Origin of the sequence: Nocardioides sp. NBC_00163 (assembly GCF_045206295.1) — a bacterium.
GTDB lineage: Bacteria > Actinomycetota > Actinomycetes > Propionibacteriales > Nocardioidaceae > Nocardioides.
Window position 1 is genome coordinate 3,628,713 of record NZ_CP108155.1, and the last position, 24,723, is coordinate 3,653,435.

Consider the following 24,723-nt stretch of genomic DNA (forward strand, 5'->3'; position numbering starts at 1 on the left):
GTCATCCCTTCCCTCCGGCCAGGACCGGCTCGGCGTCGGCGGGCGTGGTCTCGGGGGCCTGGGGCGTACGTGCCTTGTCGAGCGCCCAGAAGACCGCCTCCGGCGTCGCCGGGGAGGCCAGGTCGACGCTGGTGCCGGCCGGGCCGAAGGCGGCGGCCGCCTCGCGCAGCGCCTCGCGTACGGAGAAGGCGAGCATCAGCGGAGGCTCACCGACCGCCTTGGAGCCGTAGACGGCGCCCTCCTCATGGGCCTTCTCGAGCAGCTTCACCCGGAAGTCCTCGGGCATCTCGGAGAAGCTCGGCAGCTTGTACGTGCTCGCCGCCTGCGTCGCCAGCCGGCCCCGGTTGGGTCCGTCGGAGGTGTCCCAGCGCAGGTCCTCGAGGGTCAGCCAGCCGGCGCCCTGCACGAAGCCGCCCTCGATCTGGCCGATGTCGATCAGCGGGCTCAGGCTGTCACCGACGTCGTGGACGATGTCGACGCGCCGCAGCGTGTAGGCGCCGGTGAAGCCGTCGACCTCGACCTCGGAGGCCGCGACCCCGTTGGCGAAGTACTTGAACGGCTCACCCTGCATCACGTTGGGGTCCCAGTGCAGGCCCTCGGTGCGGTAGAAGCCGGCCGCCCACAGCTGCACCCGCTGGTGGTACGCGACGTTGACCAGCTCGCTCCAGCCGATCTCCCCTGAAGCGGGGGAGAGGCCGTGGACGACGCCGTCGTCGAAACGTACGTCGCTGGGGCTGATCCCGAGACGACCGCCGGCGACCTGGGCGAGCCGCTCACGGATCTGCTCGCAGGCGTTCTTGATCGCGGCCCCGTTGAGGTCGGCGCCGGAGCTGGCCGCGGTCGCCGAGGTGTTCGGGACCTTGTCTGTGCGCGTCGGTGCCAACCGGACCCGGGAAAGCGGCAGGCCGAGCGCGGTGGCCGCCACCTGGAGCATCTTGGTGTGCAGGCCCTGGCCCATCTCGGTGCCGCCGTGGTTGATCAGCACCGAGCCGTCCTTGTAGACGTGCACGAGAGCGCCGGCCTGGTTGAAGGCGGTGAGGTTGAACGAGATGCCGAACTTCACCGGCGTCATCGCCAGGCCCCGCTTGGTGTGCGGATGGACGCGGTTGAACTCCGCGATCTCCGCGCGCCTCCGCGCGATCTCGCCGGACGAGGCGACCTGGTCCCAGCAGGCCGCCAGCCGGTCGGCCTGGCGTACGGGCTGGCCGTACGGCGTGGTCTGGTCCTGCTGGTAGAAGTTGCGGCGGCGCAGTTCGAGCGGGTCGATGCCGAGCAGCGGTGCGCACCGGCCGAGCAGGTCCTCCATGACGAGCATGCCCTGCGGTCCACCGAAGCCGCGGAAGGCGGTCTGCGAGGTCTTGTTGGTGCGCGCGACCCGGCCGTCGACACGGATGTCGGGCACCCAGTAGGCGTTGTCGATGTGGCACAGCGCGCGGGCCAGCACCGGTTCGGAGAGGTCGAGGCTCCAGCCGCCGTCGGCGGTGAGGGTGGCCTCGAGGCCGAGGATGTGGCCCTCGTCGTCGAAGCCGACGCGCCAGGTGCTGTGGAAGCCGTGTCGCTTGCCGGACATGGTGATGTCCTGGGTGCGGTTGAGGCGCAGCCGCACCGGACGCCCGGTCAGGGTGGCGCCGAGCGCGGCGATGGCCGCGTAGCCGTGCGGCTGCATCTCCTTGCCGCCGAACGCGCCGCCCATCCGCAGGCACTGGACGGTGACCTCGTGGCTCGGGACGCCGAGCACGTGGGCGACGATCTCCTGGGTCTCGGAGGGGTGCTGGGTGCTGCTGTGCACCAGCACCTGCCCACCCTCGTCGACCAGGGCCAGCGAGGCGTGGGTCTCGAGGTAGAAGTGCTCCTGGCCGGCGAACTCGAACTCGCCCTCGAAGACGTGGGCGGCGTTCTCCAGGGCCGCCGTGACGTCGCCGCGCTCGAGGTTGCGCGGGGTGCCCTGGAAGCTCTCCGCCGCGATCGCCTCGGTCACGGTGACCAGGGAGGGCAGCGGCTCGTAGTCGACCTCGACCGCGGCCGCGCCCAGCCGGGCGGCCTCCTGGGTCTCGCCGAGCACCCAGCACACCGCGTGGCCGTGGAACATCACCTCGGTCGGGAAGAGCGGCTCGTCGTGCTTGACGCCCGCGTCGTTGATGCCGGGTACGTCGTTGGCGGTCAGCACCCGGACGACCCCCGGGACCGCGTACGCCGGTTCGGTGCGAAGCGCGGTGACCAGGGCGTGCGTGTGGGGGGCCTGGACCGGCCAGGCGTGCAGCGTGCCGGCGATCCGCCCGACCAGGTCGTCGGTGTAGAGCGCCTCGCCGGTGACGTGCAGCGCGGCGCTCTCGTGGGGCAGCGGGATCCCGACGATCGGGTTCTCGGGGCGTTCGGACAGGGCGCTCATGCCGGCACCTCCTGACGGTCGGTGTGGGTCTCGGGGTGGGTGTGGAACAGGCGCAGCAGGGACTGGCCCAGCATCGCCGAGCGGTAGGACGCGCTGGCGCGGTGGTCGTCCATCGGTGTGCCCTCGCCTGCCAGGACGGCCGCGGCGCGGCGTACGGTCTCCTCGGTCCAGGGCCGGCCGACCAGGGCGTCCTCGGTGGCGACGGCACGCAGCGGGGTGGCCGCGACGCCGCCCAACCCGATCCGGGCGCGGGCCACGGTGCCGTCGGCGATCTCGAGCGCGTAGCCCACGGCCACGCTGGAGATGTCGTCGAAGCGGCGCTTGGCGATCTTGTGGAAGCCGACGAGCGGGGCCAGCGGCAGCGGGAGCCGTACGCTGCGGATCAGCTCGTCGGCGGCCCGGACCGTCTCGCGGTAGCCGGTGAAGTAGTCGGCCAGCGGGACGACCCGCTCGCCGCGCGGCGAGGCCAGGACGACGTCGGCGTCGAGCGCGAGCAGCGCCGGCGGGGCGTCGCCGATGGGAGAGGCGGTGCCGATGTTGCCGCCGATCGTCGCGCCGTTGCGGATCAGGCGCGAGGCGAACTGCGGGAACAGCTCGGCCAGGAGCGGGACCTGCCCGTCGAGGCGACGCTCGATCTCGGTCAGGGTGAGCGCGGCGCCGATCTCGATCGTGTCGTCGCCGACCGTGAGCGAGCGGAGCTCGGGCAGCCGGTCCACCGCCACGACCAGCGGCGCCCGGCGGCCGCGGATGTTGACCTCCACGCCCCAGTCGGTCGAACCGGCGACGACCTGCGCCTCCGGCCGCTCGGTGAGCAGGGTGAGGGTCTCGGCAAGGGTCGCGGGACGTACGAACTCGGCGCCGTCGACGGCGATCTTGGTCGGGCGCGGGGCGGGCGGCGGTGCCTGGCGGCGGGCCGCGAGGGCGTCGTCCTCGTCAGGTGCGCCCAGGGCGTACGCCGCGTCGCGGATCGGGCGATAGCCGGTGCAGCGGCACAGGTTGCCGCTCAGGGCGTGCAGGTCGACCCCGTTCGGGCCGTGCTCGTGATCGCAGGGCTCGGCCTCGGCGTCGGCGGCACGTCCGGGGCGGTAGAACTCCGCGGCCAGGCTGCAGACGAACCCGGGGGTGCAGTAGCCGCACTGCGACCCACCGCGTACGGCGATCTCCTGCTGGACCGGGTGGAGGTCGCTGCTGGTGCCGAGGCCCTCGCTGGTGACCAGTTCCTGGCCGTCGAGCGCAGCGACCGGGACCAGGCAGGCGTTGACGGCGGTCCACTCGGTCGCGGTGTCGGTGCCGGGGCGGGCGACCAGCACCGAGCAGGCGCCGCACTCGCCCTCGGCGCAGCCCTCCTTGGCGCCGGTGAGGCCGCGGCCGCGCAGCCAGTCGAGGGCGGTGGTGTGGGTGGCGACCCCGGTCAGGGGCACCTGGTCCCCGTTGACGGTGACACAGGGGACACCGGGGGCGCTGGGGGTGGTCATGACTGGCTCCGGATCGGGTTGCGGGTGCGGGCGCTGTGGATCGGGTTGGCATCGCGCAGGAAGTCGTCGAAGCGATGGCCGGCGATCTTGGCGATCTCGATCAGCGCGGCGGCGTGCTCCTGCCGTTCGCAGTTGCCGAGCCGCGACCGGCCCTCGGCGAGGATCCGGTCGAGCGAGTCGGAGTCGCGTACGGAGATGACCAGCGGGAAGCCGAACCGCTCGTGGTAGGCGTCGGTGAGCGAGGCCAGCGTCTCCTGGTCCGGCTCGGCCAGGTGGGTCAGGCCGCGCGAGGACTGGTCGCGCAGCGACTCCTCGCCGACCATCCCGTCCGAGACCAGCCGCGAACCCAGCTCGGGGTAGGCCTCGATCAGCTCGCGCTGCTCCTCGGCGGAGCCGCTGAAGAGGGCGTCCTGGAAGGCGCGACGCAGGGCGTGCGTGTCGGCGAACGGACGCTGCTCCCACGCCCGCTCCACCATCCACCGCGGGCCCTGGAAGAGCCCGTCGAACGTCTCCACGAACTCCGTACGTCCCATCTGGTTGACCTGGTCGAGCCGGACGCCCTCGCCGGGCTGGCCGGCGACGGCGGGGCCGTAGTCCGGGCCGACGTGGTGGAACAGGATGTTGAGCAGGATGGCGGTGAGGCTGCCGAGGGTGATGCCGCTGCCGAAGATGATCTCGGCCCAGTCGGGGACGGCCTGGGCGACCTCGGGCTGTGCGGTGACGTACATCGCCAGGCCGACGCTGGTCGCCACGATCACCACGTTGCGATGGTCGTGGAAGTCGACCTTGCTGAGCGTCTGGAAGCCGACCACCGCGACCGTCGCGAACATGGCCAGGGCGGCGCCGCCGAGGACCGGGTGCGGGATGCCGGCGACGATCGCGCCGACCTTCGGGAGGAGTCCGATGAACACCATGATCAGGCCGGCCGTGGCGACGACCCAGCGGCTCTTGACCCGGGTCAGCCGGACGAGGCCGACGTTCTCGGCGAAGCAGGTGTAGGGGAAGGAGTTGAAGACGCCGCCGATGGTGGTGGCCAGGCCGTCGGCGCGCAGGGCGCGGGCGATGTCTCTGCGGCCGATCCGCTTCTCGACGATCTCGCCGGTGGCGAAGACGTCACCCGTGGTCTCGACGGCGGTGATCAGCATGACGACGATCATCGACACGATCGCGGCGGCGGAGAACTGTGGCCAGCCGAAGTGGAACGGGGTGGTCACCCCGACCCAGTCGGAGGAGGCCACGGCGTCGAAGTGGGCGTCCCCGAGGGCCCAGGCGACCAGGGTGCCGACGACCAGGCCGACGAGCACGGCGACGGTGGCCATGAAGCCCTTGAACACCCGCTGGATGATCACGATCAGTGCCAGCGTGCCCAGGGCGTACGCGAGATTGCGGCCGCTGGTGGGGTCCGAGGTCGGGCCGGCGCCACCGGTCGCGTCCGCAGCCGCGACGGGGAGCAGCGCGATGCCGATGATGGTGATCACCGAGCCGGTCACGACCGGCGGGAAGAACCGGATCAGCCGGCTGAAGTAGGGGGCGATGAAGAAGGTCGCCAGACCGGCGACGATCACCGCGCCGTAGATGACGAGCAGCCCGTCGGTGCCGCCGCCCGCCGCGAGCCCGATCGCGATCATCGGCGAGACGGCGGTGAAGGTGACGCCCTGCAGCAGCGGCAGGCGTACGCCGACCTTCCAGAAGCCGACCGACTGGATGATCGAGGCGATGCCGCAGGTGAACAGGTCGGCGTTGATCAGGTGGATCAACTCCTGCTGGTTCAACCCGATCGAGTTGGCGAGCAGGATCGGGACGATCACCGCCCCGGCGTAGAACGCGAGCACGTGCTGGAGGCCGTAGACGGCGAGCTTGGGCGCCGGGAGCACCTCGTCGACGGGGTGAACGGGGCGGCCACCGTCCTTCTTCTGGGGCCGGATCGACCTCAGCACTGCTCTTGCGTTCATCCTCACACCTTTCTCGGGGGAGCCCTGGCGGGCAGGTGAGCTGTGACTTACCCCACAGCCTGGTCCGTCGAGGCCCCGAGCGGCACCCGCCGATCATCCGAAGATGAGGTCACCGCGGATACGGCCTTTGTGTGATGCTCCAGAATGACGTACGGCCGGTTTCCGTGTGGTTTCCGTGGCGTGAAACACGGCTCCGGGATCGGCGTGTAACACGCTGTTCGTAGGACTTTCCGGTCGTTCCAATAGGGCGAGTAGTCCTACGAACGACGTGTTACACGGCGCCGGCCCAGCGCGTTGCAGGCTGGTTCACAGCGATCTGAGGGCGAGGAAGACGTCGACCCGGTCCTCCATCGTGGTCAGGTCACGCCCGGTCAGCTCCTCGACCCGGGAGATCCGGTAGCGCACGCTGTTGACGTGGAGGTGGAGCGATTCCGCCGTACGCGTCCATGACCCGGCGTACGTCAGGAACCGGTCGAGCGTCGGCACCAGGTCGCTGCCGGTGCGCTGGTCGTGCTCGAGGACGGGGCCGAGGACGCGCTGCGCGTAGGTGCGGCGGATGTCGTCGGGGACCGTGGCGAGCAGGAGTACGTGAGAGGTGACCTCCTCCGAGCTGGACAACGCCACCGCGCCGCCGCCGGAGCGGGCGACCCGGTGCGCGAACCGGGCCTCCTCGAGCGCGCCGGCCAGCGCGTCGACGCCGCTCTCGCCGCTCAGCCCGACCGACAGCGAGCCGCGGACCAGAGCCGGCGCCAGCCGGGTGAGCGAGCGGCGCAGCTGGTCGGTGAGGTCCGGGCGGGCCGGGAGGAAGGCGACGGCACAACCGTCCCGCGCGCTCGCGACCACGGACGGCCCCAGGCCGAGGGCCACATCCTCGAGCACCGCGGCCACCGCGTCCGGCGGACCACCCGGTCCGAGCTCGGCCACGGCGAGCACCAGCGGCCGCTCCGGATCGAGCCCGGACTGGCGTAGCCCGGTCGCGATCTCGGTAGGTGAGGCACCGGCCTCCAGGTGGGCGAGGGTCGCCGCCGCGAGTGGTCGCAGGACGCGAAATCCCTCGTCGCGCCGGGAGCGGTCCAGTGCGGTGATGGCGCCGAACTCGTGGACCATGTCGAGGTCCTCCCGCGGCCAGGTGGTGTGGTCGCCCTCGACCGCCACGGTCCATCCGGTGAGGCGGTCGGCCAGGCCCGATCCGATCGGGAACAGCGAGTAGCTGCGGTCGCCCACCTCGGCCACGGCGGGCAGCAGGTCGGCGGTCAGGAAGCGGCGGGTCAGCGCGTCGACCGTCTCCGGATCGAGCTCCCCGGGTCCCGGTACGACATGGCGTCCGCTCGCGGTGAGCACCCGGCACGCGTGGCCGATCTCGGAGGTCACCCGTGCGGCCAGCTCGTCGAGGCTGCGGCCCGATGCGATGGCGGAGAGGAGCTGGCGCTGACGGGCCAGACTGGCCGACATCCGGGCGCTCGCACCGGCGGCGCCGGCGGCCGCGACGTACTCGGTCACGTCGGCGAACGCCACATCGCCGGGCACCTCCACCAGGGCGACCTGATGGCGGTGGCAGGCGTCGACGAGGTCGTCGGGAACCGCGCCGAGGAGGGCCGCCCCGGCCAGCAGACACGTCGCGCCGCCCTCCGCGATCGAGGACACGAACGTCTCGCTGTCCTCCGGCCCGCGGCGCCAGACCAGACCGGTGAGCACGAGCTCGCCGCCGTTCAGGTAGCGACCCGGCTCGAGCAGGTCGATCGTGATCGTGCGCCCCACCGGACGCTCGAGCGAGCCCTCGGGCGCGTGCAGGAGTCGCAGGCCCAGGCTGGGCGTCTCCAACAGCTCTGCAAGTAGCACGGTGCCTCCACCGGTCGGCCGGTCCAATTCGGCCGCGTCTTGGAGGAACGTACAACGCCCGCGCATACACGCGGGAGGCCCGTTGTCGTTTCTTCACCACTTTGCGGCCGAGTCCTGCTCGGGGTTGACGTGACTCCGCTCACATCCTTATATTTCGAATGTCAGAAATCAAATTCCGCAATACGGAAGGAACGGTGTGATGAACCACCAGCTCCGGTACGAGGTGAACTGCTCGATCCTGTTCACCGAGCTCCCGCTGCTCGAGCGCCCCGCGGCGGTGAAGGCCGCCGGCTTCGACGCGGTGGAGTTCTGGTGGCCGTTCGCCGAGGCGGTGCCGTCCGACAAGGACGTAGACGCCTTCGTCGCCGCCGTGCAGGACGCCGGGGTGCACCTGGTCGGCCTCAACTTCTTCGCCGGCGACATGCCCGCCGGTGACCGCGGCCTGGTCTCTTGGCCGGCTCGTTCGGCGGAGTTCCGCGACAACATCGACGTCACGATCGGCATCGGTGAGCGGCTCGGCTGCGCCGCGTTCAACGCTCTCTACGGCAACCGCGTCGTCGGCGTCGCCCCCGAGGCGCAGGACGAGCTCGGCGCCGAGAACCTCGCGCTGGCCGCCCGCGCGGCCGCCCGGATCGGCGGCACCGTGCTGGTCGAGCCGGTCAGCGGTGCCGATCGCTATCCGCTGCTCACCGCCGCCGACGCGATCGCGGCGATCGACCGAGCCGGGGAGGCCAACATCGGCCTGCTCGCCGACCTCTACCACCTCGCCGTGAACGGCGACGACGTCGACGCGGTGATCGCTGCGTACGCCGCTCGCATCGCCCACGTACAGATCGCCGACGCCCCGGGCCGCAACGAACCCGGCACCGGCGAGCTCCCGCTCGAGCGGCAGCTCGCCGCGCTCGAGGCGGCCGGGTACGCCGGCTGGGTCGGGCTGGAGTACAAGCCCGCCACGACCTCGGCCGAGAGCTTCGACTGGCTGCCGCGAGATCGCCGCGCCACCGCCACCGCCACCGCCACCCACTGACGACCCCGTAGGAGGGAACATCATGAGCAACATCGCCTTCATCGGCCTCGGCATCATGGGCAGCCCGATGGCCGCCCACCTCGTCGACGCCGGTCACACCGTCGCCGGCTTCGACCACAGCCCCGAGCGCACCCAGGCCCTGGCCACCGCGGGCGGTCGTGCGGCGACCTCGACCGCGGAGGCCTGCCGCGACGCCGACGTCGTCTGCGTCATGGTCCCGGACTCGCCCCACGTCGAGGAGGTGCTCACCGCCGAGGGTGGCGTCTTCGAGACCGCCCCGGCCGGCGCGCTGATCATCGACTTCTCCAGCATCCGGCCCGACGTGAGCGCCGCGCTCGCCGAGCAGGCCACGACGCGTGGCTTCCGCATCCTCGACGCCCCGGTCTCCGGTGGCGAGGCGGGCGCGAAGAACGCGGCCCTCTCGATCATGGTCGGCGGTGAAGCCGACGACTTCGCCACCGCGAGGCCGCTCTTCGATGTCGTCGGCAAGACCATCGTCCACGTCGGCCCGAGCGGCGCCGGCCAGACCGTCAAGGCCGCCAACCAGCTCATCGTCGCCGCCAACATCCAGGCGCTCTCGGAGGCGGTCGTCTTCCTCGAGGCGTACGGCGTGGACACGAAGGCCGCCCTCGAGGTGCTCGGTGGCGGGCTCGCCGGGTCGAGCGTGCTCAACCAGAAGAAGGAGAACATGCTCACCCGCTCCTTCCAGCCCGGCTTCCGGATCGACCTGCACCACAAGGACATGGGGATCGTCACCGCCGCTGCCCGCGAGGCCGGCGTCGTGGTCCCGCTCGGCTCGCTGGTCGCCCAGCTGATGGCGAGCGCGCGGGCCAACGGCGACGGCGGCCTGGACCATTCCGCCCTGCTGCGGGGCGTCGAGCGCCTGAGCGGCTCGGGCAGCAAGGGGGAGAACTGACATGGCACGCATGCGCGCGGTCGACGCCGCCGTCCTGATCCTGGAGAAGGAGGGCGCGACCCAGCTGTTCGGCCTCCCGGGTGCCGCGATCAACCCGTTCTACAGCGCGATGCGCAAGCACGGCGGGCTCCAGCACGTGCTCGCCCGCCACGTCGAGGCGGCCTCGCACATGGCCGAGGGCTACACCCGAGCGAAGGCCGGCAACATCGGCGTCTGCATCGGCACCTCCGGTCCCGCCGGCACCGACATGATCACCGGGCTCTACTCGGCCTCCGCAGACTCGATCCCGATCCTGTGCATCACGGGCCAGGCATCGGTCGCGAAGCTCCACAAGGAGGACTTCCAGGCGGTCGACATCGCCTCCGTCGCCGGACCGCTCACCAAGATGGCGGTCACCGTGATGGAGCCCGCCCAGGTCCCGGGCACCTTCCAGAAGGCCTTCCGGCTCATGCGCGAGGGACGTCCCGGCCCGGTCCTGATCGACCTGCCGCTCGACGTCCAGCAGGCCGAGATCGACTTCGACATCGAGACGTACGAGCCCTTGCCGATCGCCAGGCCGGCGGCCAGCCGTGCCCAGGCCGAGAAGGCGCTGGCGATGATGCTCGAGGCGGAGCGCCCGCTGATCGTCGCGGGCGGTGGCGTGATCAACGCCGACGCCGCCGACCTGCTCGTCGAGCTCGCCGAGGTCACCGGGGTTCCCGTCGTCCCGACGCTGATGGGTTGGGGCACGATCCCGGACGACCACACGCTCAACGCGGGCATGGTGGGGCTGCAGACCTCCCACCGCTACGGCAACGCGACGATGCTGGCCAGCGACTTCGTGCTCGGCATCGGCAACCGGTGGGCCAACCGCCACACCGGCTCGGTCGAGACCTACACCCGCGGACGTACGTTCGTGCACATCGACATCGAGCCGACCCAGATCGGCCGGGTCTTCGCGGCGGACTACTCGATCGTCTCCGACGCCCGTGCGGCGCTCGAGGTGCTCGTCGAGGTCGCGAAGGGGTGGTCGGCGGCCGGGCGCGTCCCCGACCGTGCGGCCTGGGCCGAGGAGTGCGCCGAGCGCAAGCGGACCCTTCAGCGCAAGACCCACTTCGACAACGTCCCGATCAAGCCGCAGCGGGTCTACGAGGAGATGAACCGGGCCTTCGGCTCCGGCACCCGCTACGTCACCACGATCGGTCTGTCCCAGATCCAGGCGGCGCAGCTGCTGCACGTCTACAAGCCGCGGCACTGGATCAACGCCGGCCAGGCCGGCCCGCTCGGCTGGACCCTGCCGGCCGCCCTGGGGGTCGCGACCGCCGTCCCCGACGGCCAGGTCGTCGCGCTCTCGGGCGACTACGACTTCCAGTTCCTGATCGAGGAGCTGGCGGTCGGCGCCCAGTTCAACATCCCCTACATCCACGTGGTCGTGAACAACTCCTACCTCGGCCTGATCCGCCAGGCCCAGCGTGGGTTCGAGATGGACTTCTGCGTCGAGCTCGCCTTCAACAACGTCAACAGCCCAGAGCTCGAGGGCTACGGCGTCGACCACCTCAAGGTCGCCGAAGGCCTGGGCTGCAAGGCGATCCGGGTGACCGATCCTGCCGATCTCGGTGCCGCCTTCGAGAAGGCCAAGGCCCTGATGGCCGAATACCGCGTGCCGGTGCTGGTCGAGGTGATCCTCGAGCGCGTCACCAACGTCTCGATGGGCGTCGAGATCGACGGCGTCGTCGAGTTCGAGGAGCTGGCCGAGCGTGGTGAGCACGCCCCGACCGCGCTCGTCCCGCTGGGCTGAGGGCGGCACCCCGTGGTCCGCGTGCTGGTCGCCTCCGACAAGTTCAAGGGATCGCTCACCGCTGCCGAGGTCGCGGCGGCGGTGAGCTCCGGGATCCGCCGGGGGAGTCCTGGCGTGACCGTCGACGCGATCCCGGTCGCCGACGGTGGCGACGGCACCCTGGCGGCGGCCGAGTCCGCCGGGTTCGTCCTCGTCCCGGTCCGCGTGGCCGGGCCGACGGGAGAGCCGGTCGAGACCGCGTACGCCCGTCGCGACGCAGTCGCGGTCGTCGAGCTCGCCGACGCTTCCGGGTTGGCGCGGCTGCCGGGTGTGCCGGATCCGATGCGGGCCTCCAGCCTCGGGGCCGGGCAGGCGATGGCGGCCGCGATCGATGCGGGCTGTCGCCGGATCGTGCTCGGGATCGGCGGCAGCGCCAGCACCGACGGGGGAGCGGGTCTGCTCTGCGGGCTCGGCGCCAGGCTGTTCACCGTCGCCGGGAAACCGGTGGGTCCAGGCGGAGCCGGGCTCGAGGAGGTCGCCCGGATCGAGGTCGACGAGCTGCGGCGGCGCCTCGACGGGGTCTCGGTCACGGTCGCGTGCGACGTCGACAACCCGCTCACCGGCCCCACCGGGGCGGCCGCGGTCTACGGCCCGCAGAAAGGGGCCGATGCGGACCAGGTACGACGGCTGGACGCCGCGCTCGGCCGCTGGGCATCTCTGGTGGCGTCGTTCACCGGGACCGATCTCCGTGGTCACCCCGGCGCCGGAGCGGCCGGCGGCGTCGGCTTCGCCGCACTCGCCCTGCTGGGCGCGGAGCTGCGATCGGGCATCGAGCTCGTGCTCGAGCTGGTCGACTTCGCCGCCGGGCTGGACGGGGCGGACCTCGTCGTCACCGGTGAGGGCGCGCTCGACGAGCAGACCCTCAACGGAAAGGCCCCTGCCGGGGTCGCCGCCGCGGCCGCACGCGCCGGTGTCCCGGTCGTGGCGGTCTGCGGGGTCAACCATCTCGACCACGACCGGCTGCGGGCGGCCGGGATCGGCGCTGCGTACGCCTTGACGGACCTCCAGCCCGACCGGCAACGGTGCCTGACCGAGGGCGCCGCCCTGCTCGAGCAGATCGCCGAGCGGATCGCCGCCGACCATCTCATCAAGGAGGACGCATGAGACTGCTGAGTGTGGGTCCGCCGGGCCAGGAGCGCCCCGCGGCCCTCGACGACCAGGACGTACTGCGCGATCTGTCGGTCGTCGTGCCGGCGATCGACGGCAACGTGCTCGGCGACCCGGTGCGGCTCAGGTTGATCCAAGACTTGATCGCATTGGGCAGCCTGCCCGTCGTCGCCGACGGCACCCGGATCGGACCGCCGGTGGCCCGGCCGGGCAAGGTCGTCGGGATCGGGCTCAACTACGAGGACCATGCGGAGGAGGCCGGTGTCGCCATCCCGGACGAGCCGGTCGTGTTCCTCAAGCCCTCGACCTCCGTCGTGGGGCCCCACGACGCGATCGAGCTGCCGCCGGGGTCGACCATGACCGACTACGAGGTCGAGCTGGGCGTGGTGATCGGGCGCCGGCTGTCCCGGTGCAGAGACCCGCGGCAGGCCCTGGCCTCGGTCGGCGGCTACCTCACGGCCGACGACGTCAGCGAGCGTGCGCGGATCGCGGCCGGGCCGACGTGGGCCAAGGGGAAGTGTGCCGACACCTTCACCCCCATCGGCCCGTGGCTGGTCACCCCCGACGCCGTCGGCGACCCGCAGGCCCTCGGCCTGGAGCTCTGGGTCGACGGCGAGCGGAGACAGCGAGGGACGACTGCCCGGATGGCCTACGGCGTCGGTGAGCTCCTCGCCTTCCTCAGTACGCTGATGACACTCGAGCCCGGCGACCTGGTGCTGACCGGGACACCTGGTGGGGTCGCAGCGTTGCGGCCCGAGCCCCGGCCCTTCCTGCGGGAGGGGCACGTGGTCGAGGCCGAGGTGACCGGCCTCGGGCGTCAGCGGACGCGGGTGGTGGCAGTCGATGAGGCGGAGGTGAGGGTGTGAGTCGAGATCTCGATGTCGTCATCCGGGCGGCACGGATGGTGACCCCCGAGGGCGAGCGAGCGGGAGCCGTCGGAGTTCGCGACGGCGAGATCGTCGCGGTAGCGCCGATCGCGGAGGGCCTGACCGCGGTCCAGGTGGTAGAGCTCGCCGACGACGAGGTGCTGATGCCCGGGGTCGTCGACGCGCACGTACACGTCAACGACCCGGGTCGGACCGAGTGGGAGGGCTTCGCCTCGGCGACGCGCGCCGCGGCCGCCGGCGGGGTCACCACGATCGTGGACATGCCGCTCAACAGCATCCCGCCCACCTGCGACCTCCCGGCCCTCGACCTCAAGCGCAGGACCGCCGCGAGCCAGGCCTTCGTCGACGTCGGCTTCTGGGGCGGGGCAATCCCGGGCAACGTCGGAGAGCTGCGTACGTTGCACGAGGCCGGGGTCTCCGGCTTCAAGTGCTTCCTGCTGCACTCGGGGGTCGACGAGTTCCCGCCGCTCGACGCCGAGCAGCTCGAGCAGGCGATGCGCGAGATCCGCTCCTTCGACGGGCTGCTGATCGTGCACGCCGAGGACGCCCACGCGATCGAGCACGCGCCCGCGGCGGGTGGTGAGGCGTACGAACGCTTCCTGCACAGCCGTCCGCGGGGCGCGGAGAACCTCGCCATCGCCCAGGTGATCGAGCTGGCCCGGTGGACCGGCTGCCGTGTCCACATCCTGCACGTCTCCAGCTCCGACGTGCTCGCGATGCTGGCGTCGGCCCGTCGCGACGGGGTCCCGATCACGGCGGAGACCTGCCCGCACTACCTGACCTTCGCCGCGGAGGAGATCCCCGACGGCGCGACGCAGTACAAGTGCTGCCCGCCGATCCGGGAGGCGGCCAACCGCGAGCTGCTGTGGAACGGCCTGCGGGAAGGCGTCATCGACATGGTCGTCACCGACCACTCGCCCTCGACGCCGGACCTGAAGGCCCTCGACACCGGCGACTTCGGGGTCGCCTGGGGAGGCATCTCCTCGCTCCAGCTGGGCCTGTCGGCAGTCTGGACCGAGGCAAGGAGCCGCGGCTTCACCCTCGCCGACGTCGCCCGCTGGATGTCCGAGGCTCCGGCACGTCATGCCGGGCTGAGCCGAAAGGGCCGGATCCAGGTCGGCCACGACGCCGACTTCTGCGTCCTCGCCCCCGAGGACTCCTACGTGGTCGATGCCGCGAAGCTCCATCACAAGAACGCCGTCACGCCCTACCACGGCCGCACCCTCGCGGGAGTTGTCCGCGAGACCTGGCTGCGTGGCGAGAAGATCGACATCGAGGCCGCGCCCCAGGGCCGGCTGCTCACCCGAGTCACCCGAGAAGGAGCCCGACCATGAGCGAACCCCGCTACTACGCCCCGACCGGCGGTCACCCGTCGCAGCGTGAGCTGACCACCGACCGGGCCGTCTTCACCGAGGCGTACGCCGTGCTCCCCCGTGGCACCATGCGCGACATCGTCACCAGCAAGCTCCCGTTCTGGGAGGGCACCCGGCTGTGGGTGATCGCCCGCCCGCTCTCGGGGTTCGCCGAGACGTTCTCGCAGTACATCGTCGAGGTCTCGCCCGGCGGCGGCAGCGACAAGCCCGAGCTCGACCCGGGCGCGGAGGGCGTCCTGTTCGTGGTCGAGGGCGCGCTGACGCTCTCGGTCGAGGGCGCGAAGCACGATCTCACCCCCGGCGGCTACGCCTTCCTCCCGCCCGGCTCCACCTGGACGCTGCACAACACCAGCGACCAGGTCGCCCGCTTCCACTGGATCCGCAAGGCCTACCAGCGGGTCGAGGGAATCTCGGTGCCGGACGCATTCGTCACCAACGAGGTCGACGTGCCCGGCGGCGAGATGCCGGGCACCAACGGCGCCTGGAAGACCCAGCGCTTCGTCGACCCCGATGACGTACGCCACGACATGCACGTCAACATCGTCAGCTTCGAGCCGGGTGGCGCGATCCCGTTCCCGGAGACGCACGTGATGGAGCACGGGCTCTACGTCCTCGAGGGCAAGGCCGTCTACCTGCTCAACAAGGACTGGGTGGAGGTGCAGGAGGGCGACTTCATGTGGCTGCGGGCCTTCTGTCCGCAGGCCTGCTACGCCGGTGGTCCCGACCGGTTCCGCTACCTGCTCTACAAGGACGTCAACCGGCACGCCCAGCTGAGCCGGCAGTTCACCTGATGGCGGTCGCGGTCGTCACCGGGGCTGGCTCCGGCCTGGGGAGGGTGATCGCGCAGGCGCTGGACGGCGCCGGCTTCCAGGTCGCGCTCCTCGGCCGCACCCGGTCGTCTCTGGAGGAGACCGCGTCGGTGATGGCACGGTCCCTCGTACTGCCCACGGACGTGGCTTCCGCCGCCGAGGTGTCGGCGGCGTTCGCCGCTGCCGTCGGGATGTGGGGCCGCGTGGACCTGCTGGTCAACAATGCCGGCACCTTCGGGCCGAGTGGCGAGGCCGACGAGATCGCGCCCGAGGAGTTCGCCGCGACCCTGGCCGTCAACGTCACCGGCTCCTTCCTCTGCGCCCGCGAGGCCTTCGCCCAGATGAAGCGGCAGAACCCTCGGGGCGGGCGGATCATCAACAACGGCTCTATCTCCGCGCACGTACCGCGACCGGGCAGCGCCGCCTACACCACCTCCAAGCACGCGATCACCGGTCTCACCCGTGCCCTGGCCCTCGACGGCCGTGCCCACGACATCGCGGTCGGCCAGATCGACATCGGCAACGCCGCCACCGAGATGACCGCCGGCATCGCTGTCGGCGCCCGTCAGGCCGACGGCTCCGTACGCCCCGAGCCGACCTTCGACCCGCAGCACGTCGCCGACGCGGTCGTCGCCATGGCCCAGCTCCCGCTCGGCGTCAGCGTCCCCACGATGACCATTCTCGCGACCGGGATGCCGTACGCCGGTCGCGGCTGACCGGCTTTGGGATCCTCAAAGACTGACCCAATAGCGCCGGACCTGGTCGGCGCCGTGGCTCACGGTGCCCTCCAGAAGCCCGCCGCATCCCTCGATCGTCTTGATCGAGGCGACGTTGTCGTCGGCGCAGACCAGGAGGAGACGCTCCAGACCGGCCGCGCGTCCATGTCGGCGGATCTCAGCGAGTGCCCAGCTCGCGAGCCCTCGTCGTCGGGCTGACGGCCGGATGCCGTAACCCACATGCCCGGTTCGAAGCACCTGGTCGCTGTTGGTCGTACGCAGCACGATGCCGCCTAGGATCGCGTCTCGGTCGACGATCCACCAGAAGTGCGCAGGCTTGGCACGGATCCGATCCACCCAGGCGGCGAAACCGTTCGGGCTCTCTACGTCATCGTCGGGTGCGAGGCCGAAGCCGTCCTCGTGGACTCCAGGGCCCCATTCCCGATGGCACTCGAGCCACGCATCTCGCAGTGCAGGGTCGGGCGCAACCAGTTCGACCACTGACCCATCGTAGGCAACATGTGCTGGTCTGAATCCGCAGACTTCGAGCTCCGGTGCCGCCATCACGGTTGGGTACTCGCTGCCATCGTGGCCTCGCGGCTCGCTGGCCGCCTGCGTGTGGGGCCGGTGGATGAGTGTCTGTCTGGTCCCGTGTCCGGGTGCCAGCACGGGTGGGGCCGATACGGTGTCTGGGCTGGGAGATTTAGAAGCAGGGTGCCTGGCCTGGGTGCCATGTGGCTGTCTTGCGGGCTTCCAGCAGCGGTCCGGTTTGCCTGGGATACCTGTCCCTGATCGGGTTTTCGGTCGTTCCCTCTCGGGTTTCCGAGGTCGTTTCGGCTTGCACAATATGGTAGGCTCGGCGCAGGCGTGAACGTGAAGGCCGACCACCTCGAAAGAGGCGTGCCTCTTCTACCCGGGAGATAACGGGGGTGGGGTAATCCAGGGGAACCAGGGGCGTGAACGCTGAGCTGCGAGGGTAAGTAATAGCCCGTACTGCCGGGCCTCCGAGACCAGCGAACCAACCGGGATTCTGCACAGGCAGAAACCCTTGTGTTCGTACGTCGGGAGGTGACCGTGATGACCATGCTGCAGCAGCCACAACACCCTGTGCTGGGGGCGGTGGTCGCGGTTACCGCCGCGCTTGAGGAGGTTGCGGAGGCGAACCCGTCGTTCATGGCCACCGATCAGAAGGCCGCCACGCTGGTCGAGATCGCGCGGGCGAAGGCGCAGTTGGCTGAGCTCGAGCTCCGGGTGCTCGCCGCCGCTGACGATGTGGCGGCCGAGAGCGCGGCACGGGATGTGGCGGCCTGGCTGCATCACCACACCCGCCAGCGGCCCGAGGTCCTGCGCGCCGACCTGCGGCTGGCCGTGGCCCTGGACCGTTCTTACGGGCTGGTCGCGGCCGCGATGCGCGCCGGCGCCTGCAACCCGGCCCAGGCCCTCGTCATCGTGAATGCCCTCGACGACCTCCCCGCTGACCTCGATCCCGAGATCAAGACGAAGGCCGAGGAGACGCTGGTCGCCTATGCGACCCGGTTCGATCCCACCCAGCTGCGTCGCCTGGGCCGCCGGATCCTGGACGTGATCGCCCCTGAGATCGCCGAGGCCGAGGAAGCCCGACGGCTCGCGGCCGAGGAGGCCCACGCTCGGAAGAAGACCCGGCTGACCATGCGCCGTGTCGGGGACGGCACCACCCGGATCACTGCGGTGGTCCCAGACGGGGCCGCGGATCGGCTCGCGACCAACCTGGAAGCGTTCGCCTCGCCCCGGCGCGACGACGGCACCCGCACCGAGACCGGCGAATATCTGCCCTACGACCGCAGGCTCGGACGTGCGTTGTGCCAGATGCTGGAGACCCTCGACCCCACCCGGCTCCCGATCCATGGTGGGGATGCGACCACGGTGATCGTGACCATCGACCTCGACCAGCTCCGCACCGAGGCCGGCATCGCCCAGATCGTGGGCGGCACCCCGATCACCGCCGCCGAGGCCCGCCGGCTGGCCTGCAACGCGAACATCATCCCCGCCGTCCTCGGCGGTGCTTCCGAGGTTCTTGACCTGGGCCGCATGCAACGCTTCTTCACCGCTGCCCAACGCCGAGCCCTCCTGCTCCGATCCGCGACCTGTGAGGCCGAGGGCTGCGACATCCCTGGCACCTGGGCCGAGGCCCACCACTGGATCGCCTGGGCACTCGGCGGAAACACCGACCTCGACAACGCCGCCCTGCTCTGCTCCCATCACCACCACCGCGCCCACGACACCGCGTACCTCCACGAGCGCCTACCCAGCGGCGACATCCGCTTCACCAGACGCAGATAGGCCGAGGACTCGCACCAGCTACCCACCGAGCCGGTCTCGGTGACGGCACGGAAAAGATGGCCTGAAGCCAATCCGATTCGCCCCGGTGACCGAAGACCGGGTGGCGGCGCGTGTGCGCCGACCGCCCACTTCGACACCGAGGAGTCTGATGAGCAGTCCCGACCACGATCGCCGTCGGGTCGCCGTGGTGGGCAGCGGGGTGGCCGGCCTGACCGCGGCGTACGTCGCGTCCCTGAACGGCGCGGTCACTCTCTTCGAGGCCGACGACAGGCTGGGCGGCCATGCCGACACCCACCGCGTCACCGCGCCGGACGGGAGCGAGCTGGCGATCGACACGGGGTTCATCGTGCACAACCGGCGTACGTATCCGACCCTGCTCCGGCTCTTCGCGGAGCTCGATGTGCCGACGCAGGTCTCCGAGATGTCGATGTCGGTGCGTTCGCAGAGCGCCGGAGTGGAGTACGCAGGCGCGCGCGGGCTGCGCGGGGTGCAGCCCGACCGTCGTGCGTTCCGTCCGGCGCACCTGCGGATGCTCACCGAGATCCCGCGGTTCCACCGGGCGGCGCGGGCACTCCTCGCCGGCGGTGAGCCCGACGATCGCACCCTCGAGGCGTTCCTGGACGAGCACGGGTTCACGCCGCACTTCCGCCGCCATTTCATGGCTCCGCTGGTCGCCGCGGTGTGGTCCTGCGACCCGGCCACGGCGCTGAGCTACCCGGCTCGCTACCTCTTCGAGTTCCTCAGCCACCACGGGATGCTGCAGATCTTCGGTTCGCCGCGCTGGCGCACGGTCACCGGCGGGTCGGCGACGTACGTCGAGCGGGTCGCCGCCGCGATCCGCGACCGCGGCGGCCGGGTGCTGACCTCGACGAAGGTCGTGAACGTGGTCGAGACCGGCAGGGGGATCGAGATCACCGACGGCAACGGGCGCACCGAGCTCTTCGACGCGGCCGTGCTGGCGACCCATCCCGGACAGTCGCTGGCGATGCTCGGCGAGCCCACGGCGGCCCAGCGGGAGATCCTGGGTGGGTTCCCGTACTCCGCCAACCAGGCTCAGCTGCACACCGACACCAGCCTGCTGCCGGACAGCGAGCACGTCCGGTCCTCGTGGAACTATCTGGAGCGCCCGGGCCGCGGGCAGGTCACGGTCACCTACGACCTGACCAGATTGATGCGGCTGCCGGCTCCAGGCGGCGTACGTCACCTGGTCACGCTCGGTGGGGCCGACCTGATCGATCCTGCGAAGGTCATCGCCACCATGGAGTACGAGCACCCGCTCTACACCCCGGAGTCGGTGGCCGCGCAACAGCGGGCCGACGAGCTGGACTCCGGCGCGCTGGTCTTCGCCGGCGCCTGGCGTGGCTGGGGGTTCCACGAGGACGGCGCCCGATCCGGCGCCCGGGCTGTCCAGCGGCTGGGACTGTCCTGGACCACCCCCGCGGAGCGGCCCGACTCCGCGACCGGGGCTACGACGCCTGCCGGTACGTAGACACCACTGCACCACCACGAAGGAGTCCGATGAAGACCATCGAAGCCCCCGCCGCCCAGAACCTGGTGGGTGAGCGTTGGCCGATGCTGCAGGAAGCACCGAGCGGCCCGGTGACCCGGGGCACCGCGGCTGCCGCCGCGGCCGTCTTCCGGGCCGCTACGAAGCGGCTCGGGATCAATGTGAGCGAGGACGGCAGCCCGGCTGACATCGTGCTGCACCGGCCCGAGGAGTTCTACGCCAGGCTCAGCCGGCACGGGCTGATCGGCTTCGGCGAGGCGTACATGACCGGAGCCTGGGACGCCCCGGAGCTGGGGGAGACCCTGACCGTGCTGTGCCGGGACCTCGACGGTCTCCTGCCCGGGTGGGCGCAGCGGATGCGCGGGGTCTACGAGCGGCGCCGCGGCGCGAAGGACCTGAACACCCCGGAGAACGCGCGCGAGCACATCGGCCACCACTACGACCTGTCGAACGAGTTCTTCGCGCTCTTCCTGGACCCGACGATGAGCTACTCGGCGGGCCTCTTCTCCACTCTGCCCTCGACGGAGGACCTGGCGCTCGCCCAGCACCGCAAGATCGACCGGATCCTCGACGAGGCGGGAGTCGGACCCGGCACCCGTCTGCTCGAGATCGGGACCGGCTGGGGAGAGCTCGCCCTGCGGGCCGCCGCCCGGGGCGCCCAGGTCACCTCGGTGACCCTCTCCGTCGAGCAGGCCGCGCTGGCCCGGCGCCGGATCGGCGCGGCCGGTCTGGACCATCGGGTGGACGTGGAGCTGCGCGACTACCGGGCCGTGGACGGGACGTACGACGCGGTGGTCTCGGTCGAGATGATCGAGGCGGTCGGCGAACGGTTCTGGCCGGTCTACTTCGCGAAGATCGACGAGGTTCTGGCCCCGGGCGGCACCGCGGTGATCCAGGCGATCACCATGCCGCACGACCGGATGCTCGCCACCCGGAACACCGAGACCTGGATCACCAAGTACATCTTCCCCGGCGGGCTGCTCCCCTCGACCGAGGCGATCACCGGCGTCACCGAGGCACACACCCGGCTCCGGCTGCGGAGCCGGCCCTCCTTCGGCGCCCACTACGCGGAGACCCTGCGACGGTGGGACGCCTCGCTGCGTGATCGCGCCGAGGAGGTCCGGGCGCTCGGGTTCGACGAGACGTTCCTGCGGATGTGGCACTTCTACCTCGAGTACTCCCGGGCCGGGTTCGCGGCCGATTACATCGACGTCCAGCAGCTCACGTTCAGCCGGGACGAGGTGGTTGCTCGCTGACGGCGCCCGGCTTAGACGGTCGGGACGGTGCCGCCGTCGATCACGTACTCGGCGCCGACGATCGCCGAGGCGCGGTCCGAGACGAGGAATCCGACCAGGTCCGCGATCTCCTCGGTGTTCGCGAACCGTCCCAGGGGTACTCCTCCGAGGGAGTCGTAGATCGTCTGCTTGGCTGCTTCACGGGTGAGTCCGTTGCCCTCGGCGATCCGGTCCACGAATCGTTCGTACGCTTCGGTCTCGATCCCGCCGGGGCTGATCGCGTTGACCCGTACGCCGCGCGGCGCGAGCTCGTTGGCAAGCCCCTTGCTGTACGTGCGCAGCGCGGCCTTCGCTGCTGCGTAGGCCAAGGACGCGTCGTACAGGGGCAGCTCACGCTGGATCGAGGTGAAGTGCAGCACCACGCCCGACCCGGCCCCGATCATCGCCGGGAGAAGAGCTCGATCCAGCCGCACCGCCCCGAGGAAGTTGAGGTTCAGCTCCGTGAACCACTGGTCATCGGTGATGACCGCGAATCCACCGGACGGTGTCGACGCCCCTCCGACGACGTGAACCAGGATGTCGAGTGCGCCGGCCTCCGCGATGCGAGCGGCCACGGCGTCGGTGCCTTCTGCTGTCAGGATGTCTGCTTCGATGAACCGGTCAGGGTGCTCGTACCCGTCGGGCATGGTGCGCGCCGTCACGTACACGTCGGCACCCAGCTCTCGCAGTCTCTCCGCGACGGTCTTGCCCGAGCCTTTCGAGCCGCCCGTGACCAACGCCCGGCGACCATCGAGACGATCGCGATCTGAGATGGACATTTCTCTCCTTTGAAGATCGAGGTGGTGGGGTTCGGTCAGGCTGGGTGGTTGGCGATGACGAGTTCGGCGACGAGGCTGTCTCGCAGCGTGAACCGGTAGTCGAGCTCGGCGACGCCACCCGGGAAGGTGCCCTCGAGCCGCACGGTGACCACCCAGTGGGCGTCATCGACGCGGCGAGCGCCGATCTGCTCGGTCGTGTACTCGAACTCGGTGCCGGCGTCCCGCAGGAACGCGTGGGCTTCCTCTCGGCCGCGGAAGGTCTCGTCCTGGTCGACGACCACGGCATCCTCGACGAGGAACGACGAGGCGGTGTCGGCGTCGCGGGCGACGTGGGCGGCGAGGAACTCGCGCACGGTGGTCGGGAGCAGGTCGGACGGAAGATCGGTGTGCTGTGTCATGAGCCCACCATCTGGCCTCGCCGCGCGGGAGGGTCAAGCGGTGGACTCTCCCCCAGGGGGAGCGTTCACAATGAGGGGGTGCTGACCATCGGGGAGTTCTCGCGGTTGACCCACTTGAGTGTGCGGACCCTGCGTCGCTATCACGAGGCGGCCCTGCTGGATCCCGCTGTGGTGGACGAGACCACCGGATACCGCTACTACAGCGTCGACCAGATCCCGACCGCGCAGGTCATCCACCGACTCCGCGAGCTCGACGTCCCTCTGGGCGATGTGCAACGGATCCTGCGGACCCCCGACCCGGGCGTCCGGGCGGCCCTGGTCGCGGACCATCTGCAACGCCTCGAGGACGAGCTCGACCGCACCCGGGCCGCGGTCGTGTCGCTGCGCCGCCTGCTCCGGCCCGACCCCGCGCCGATCGACGTCGAGCTGCGCGCGGAGCCCGCCCGGACGGTCGCCGCGGTGGAGGCCGTCGTCGGGCATCGCGACGTCAAGACCTGGTACGCCGGCGCGATGGCCGAGCTGGAGGCGGCCGTCGGCACCGCCGTGACCGGACCGCCGGGCGGCAGCTACGACAACGCCCTCTTCGAGCAGGAGCGCGGTCACGCGCTCGTCTACCTGCCGACCGATGCGCCACCTCGCACCGGCCGTGTGCACCCCGCGACCCTTCCGGCCGCGGAGCTGGCAGTCACCACCCACGTCGGCGAGCACGACGGCATCGAGGTGACGTACGGCGAGCTCGGGACCTGGGTGGTGGAGAACGCGATGTCGGTGGCCGGGCCGGTGCGGGAGGTCTACGTCGTCGGTCCTCGTGACACAAGCGATCCCGCTGCGTGGCGCACCGAGATCGGCTGGCCCGTCTTTCGCGTCACCTGAGCCGGCTGATCAGCCGCCTTGCTGCTCAATGATCCGCGCGATCTCGGTGAAGCCTCGGTTGCGGGCGTGCTCGAGCGGGGTCACGCCGTCGCGGTCGGCGATGCCCGGATCGGCGCCGTTCTCGAGCAGGCTGCGGACGACCCGCTGCCAGCGGTCGGACCCCTCGCCGAGGATCACGGCCTCGAGGAGGGCGGTCCAGCCGAGGTCGTTGACGTGGTCGATGTCGATCTCGGTGCGAGCGACCCGCTCCACGTAGTCCGCGTGGCCGCGCTCGCTGGCGGGGATGATCGAGAGGCCGCCGTAGCGGTTGCGTACGGTCAGGTCCGGGTCGACGCTGAGCAACAGCTCGGCCATCGGGACGCTCCCGGTGACACCGGTGACCAGCCAGGGCGTGTCGTGCTGGCCGTCGAGGGCGTCCGGGTCGGCACCCAGGTGCACCAGCAGACGGGCCGTCTCGAGGTGGTCGTCGGTGACCGCGAGCAGCAGCGGCGTACGCCGGTTGCCGTCCCTGGTCTCCAGATCGGCGCCGCCACGGAGGGCCGCCGCGGCCGAGTCCGCATCACCCCCTGACGCGGAACGTAGGAGCTGCTGGTCACCGTCGGCGACCTCGGCCGAAGCCGTACGCAGCGTCGACACGATCGCGTCGAAACCACGCTCCTCGGCGTGCTCCAGGGCTGTCTTCCCGTCCCGGCCCGCCTCGATCGAGATGTCCACGCCGGCCGCGACGAGCACCCGTACGGTGTCGGCCGCGTCCGGGCCGTCGTCACCCAGGACGACCGCCTCGTGCAGGGCGGTCCAGCCCAGGTTGTTGACGTGATCGAGGTCGATCCCGGCCTGCACCAGACGCCCCACGACGTCGGCGTGGCCGCGCTCGGCGGCGCGGATCAGCGCGGTGCCGTCGTAGGAGTCCTTGGCGTTGACCTCGGCGCCGTTGCGGAGGGTCAGATCGAGCAGGTCGACATAGCCCTCGCTCGCGGCGATGAGGTAGGCGCTCTGCTGGGTCTCGTCCTCGTAGTTGACGTCGGCCCCGGCCTGGATCAGCTGACGGGCACGGGCCACGTCGTTGTCCCAGGCGGCCTTGATCAGCTGCTCGTTCATCCGCTGTCGCTCCTCGGGGTCGGGGGTGCTCTTCGCCCCCTTCGTCGGGGCGGACGCCGGGCTCGACGCGGAGCTCGATGGAGACGGTTCGGCAGTCTCCGACGGCGCCGCGGCGCAGCCTGCCAGAAGCACGGCCAACGCCGCGGCGGCGGTCGACCACCGCAGGTGT

The 24,723-nt window shown here is 71.0% G+C and carries 20 protein-coding genes; 12 read left to right on the top strand and 8 right to left on the bottom strand.

Annotation, left to right across the window (positions count from 1 at the left end):
* Window position 1 precedes the first annotated feature (1 nt).
* The 4 genes from xdhB to OG801_RS17475 all read right to left on the bottom strand — a co-directional run bounded on the left by xdhB (window position 2) and on the right by OG801_RS17475 (window position 7,655).
* Complete coding sequence (gene xdhB, locus OG801_RS17460; RefSeq protein ID WP_406030071.1) at window positions 2-2,389, bottom strand: xanthine dehydrogenase molybdopterin binding subunit; 2,388 nt, start codon at window positions 2,387-2,389, stop codon at window positions 2-4.
* Complete coding sequence (locus OG801_RS17465) at window positions 2,386-3,864, bottom strand: xanthine dehydrogenase small subunit (protein ID WP_406030073.1); 1,479 nt, start codon at window positions 3,862-3,864, stop codon at window positions 2,386-2,388. Before OG801_RS17465 ends, xdhB begins: the two co-directional genes overlap by 4 nt.
* Window positions 3,861-5,816, bottom strand: coding sequence for a 2-oxo-4-hydroxy-4-carboxy-5-ureidoimidazoline decarboxylase (uraD, locus tag OG801_RS17470; protein WP_406030075.1), 1,956 nt, complete (start codon window positions 5,814-5,816; stop codon window positions 3,861-3,863). The genes OG801_RS17465 and uraD overlap by 4 nt, the downstream gene beginning before the upstream one ends.
* Before the next feature lie 306 nt (window positions 5,817-6,122).
* The gene (locus OG801_RS17475) at window positions 6,123-7,655 is read right to left on the bottom strand and encodes a PucR family transcriptional regulator (protein ID WP_406030077.1); all 1,533 of its coding nucleotides are present in this window, start codon (window positions 7,653-7,655) and stop codon (window positions 6,123-6,125) included.
* A 199-nt stretch (window positions 7,656-7,854) separates the two neighbouring features.
* On the opposite strand from OG801_RS17475, the gene OG801_RS17480 reads away from it, so the two are divergent.
* From OG801_RS17480 to OG801_RS17515, 8 genes are read left to right on the top strand one after another with little or no spacing between them, the layout of a single operon-like run.
* The gene (locus OG801_RS17480) at window positions 7,855-8,682 is read left to right on the top strand and encodes a hydroxypyruvate isomerase family protein (RefSeq protein ID WP_406030078.1); all 828 of its coding nucleotides are present in this window, start codon (window positions 7,855-7,857) and stop codon (window positions 8,680-8,682) included.
* Window positions 8,683-8,704: 22 nt separating this feature from the next.
* Complete coding sequence (locus OG801_RS17485) at window positions 8,705-9,598, top strand: 2-hydroxy-3-oxopropionate reductase (protein WP_406030080.1); 894 nt, start codon at window positions 8,705-8,707, stop codon at window positions 9,596-9,598.
* A gap of 1 nt (window position 9,599) precedes the next feature.
* The gene (gene gcl, locus OG801_RS17490; RefSeq protein WP_406030082.1) at window positions 9,600-11,375 is read left to right on the top strand and encodes a glyoxylate carboligase; all 1,776 of its coding nucleotides are present in this window, start codon (window positions 9,600-9,602) and stop codon (window positions 11,373-11,375) included.
* 12 nt (window positions 11,376-11,387) lie between these two features.
* On the top strand, window positions 11,388-12,518 hold the full coding sequence (locus OG801_RS17495) for a glycerate kinase (RefSeq protein WP_406030084.1): 1,131 nt from the start codon (window positions 11,388-11,390) through the stop codon (window positions 12,516-12,518).
* Window positions 12,515-13,387 (top strand): fumarylacetoacetate hydrolase family protein, encoded by an 873-nt coding sequence (locus tag OG801_RS17500; RefSeq protein WP_406030086.1) that lies wholly within the window; start codon window positions 12,515-12,517, stop codon window positions 13,385-13,387. The genes OG801_RS17495 and OG801_RS17500 overlap by 4 nt, the downstream gene beginning before the upstream one ends.
* Complete coding sequence (gene allB, locus OG801_RS17505; RefSeq protein ID WP_406030088.1) at window positions 13,384-14,742, top strand: allantoinase AllB; 1,359 nt, start codon at window positions 13,384-13,386, stop codon at window positions 14,740-14,742. The genes OG801_RS17500 and allB overlap by 4 nt, the downstream gene beginning before the upstream one ends.
* Window positions 14,739-15,572: a bifunctional allantoicase/(S)-ureidoglycine aminohydrolase gene (locus OG801_RS17510; RefSeq protein WP_406030090.1), complete on the top strand. Its 834-nt coding sequence runs from the start codon at window positions 14,739-14,741 to the stop codon at window positions 15,570-15,572. The genes allB and OG801_RS17510 overlap by 4 nt, the downstream gene beginning before the upstream one ends.
* Window positions 15,572-16,306, top strand: a complete 735-nt coding sequence (locus OG801_RS17515) for an SDR family oxidoreductase (RefSeq protein WP_406030091.1) — start codon at window positions 15,572-15,574, stop codon at window positions 16,304-16,306. The genes OG801_RS17510 and OG801_RS17515 overlap by 1 nt, the downstream gene beginning before the upstream one ends.
* Before the next feature lie 15 nt (window positions 16,307-16,321).
* On the opposite strand, the gene OG801_RS17520 is transcribed toward OG801_RS17515, so the two are convergent.
* Entirely contained in the window at window positions 16,322-16,807 is a 486-nt protein-coding gene (locus OG801_RS17520) for a GNAT family N-acetyltransferase (protein ID WP_406030093.1), read from the bottom strand.
* A gap of 576 nt (window positions 16,808-17,383) precedes the next feature.
* Between OG801_RS17520 and OG801_RS17525 the strand changes: the two genes are divergently transcribed.
* The 3 genes from OG801_RS17525 to OG801_RS17535 all read left to right on the top strand — a co-directional run bounded on the left by OG801_RS17525 (window position 17,384) and on the right by OG801_RS17535 (window position 21,388).
* On the top strand, window positions 17,384-18,625 hold the full coding sequence (locus OG801_RS17525) for a DUF222 domain-containing protein (RefSeq protein WP_406030095.1): 1,242 nt from the start codon (window positions 17,384-17,386) through the stop codon (window positions 18,623-18,625).
* A 148-nt stretch (window positions 18,626-18,773) separates the two neighbouring features.
* Complete coding sequence (locus OG801_RS17530) at window positions 18,774-20,114, top strand: NAD(P)/FAD-dependent oxidoreductase (protein ID WP_406030097.1); 1,341 nt, start codon at window positions 18,774-18,776, stop codon at window positions 20,112-20,114.
* A 29-nt stretch (window positions 20,115-20,143) separates the two neighbouring features.
* Complete coding sequence (locus OG801_RS17535) at window positions 20,144-21,388, top strand: class I SAM-dependent methyltransferase (protein ID WP_406030099.1); 1,245 nt, start codon at window positions 20,144-20,146, stop codon at window positions 21,386-21,388.
* 11 nt (window positions 21,389-21,399) lie between these two features.
* On the opposite strand, the gene OG801_RS17540 is transcribed toward OG801_RS17535, so the two are convergent.
* Window positions 21,400-22,185, bottom strand: a complete 786-nt coding sequence (locus OG801_RS17540) for an SDR family oxidoreductase (protein WP_406030101.1) — start codon at window positions 22,183-22,185, stop codon at window positions 21,400-21,402.
* A 35-nt stretch (window positions 22,186-22,220) separates the two neighbouring features.
* Window positions 22,221-22,583 carry a nuclear transport factor 2 family protein gene (locus OG801_RS17545; protein WP_406030102.1) on the bottom strand — a complete coding sequence of 121 codons (363 nt, stop codon included), beginning with the start codon at window positions 22,581-22,583 and terminating at the stop codon, window positions 22,221-22,223.
* A gap of 120 nt (window positions 22,584-22,703) precedes the next feature.
* Here OG801_RS17545 and OG801_RS17550 point away from each other — a divergent pair, with 120 nt between their 5' ends.
* On the top strand, window positions 22,704-23,456 hold the full coding sequence (locus OG801_RS17550) for a GyrI-like domain-containing protein (RefSeq protein ID WP_406036284.1): 753 nt from the start codon (window positions 22,704-22,706) through the stop codon (window positions 23,454-23,456).
* A gap of 9 nt (window positions 23,457-23,465) precedes the next feature.
* Here the strand turns inward: OG801_RS17550 and OG801_RS17555 are convergent, their stop codons facing one another.
* Window positions 23,466-24,554: an ankyrin repeat domain-containing protein gene (locus OG801_RS17555; protein ID WP_406030104.1), complete on the bottom strand. Its 1,089-nt coding sequence runs from the start codon at window positions 24,552-24,554 to the stop codon at window positions 23,466-23,468.
* Between the last annotated feature and the right edge of the window lie 169 nt (window positions 24,555-24,723).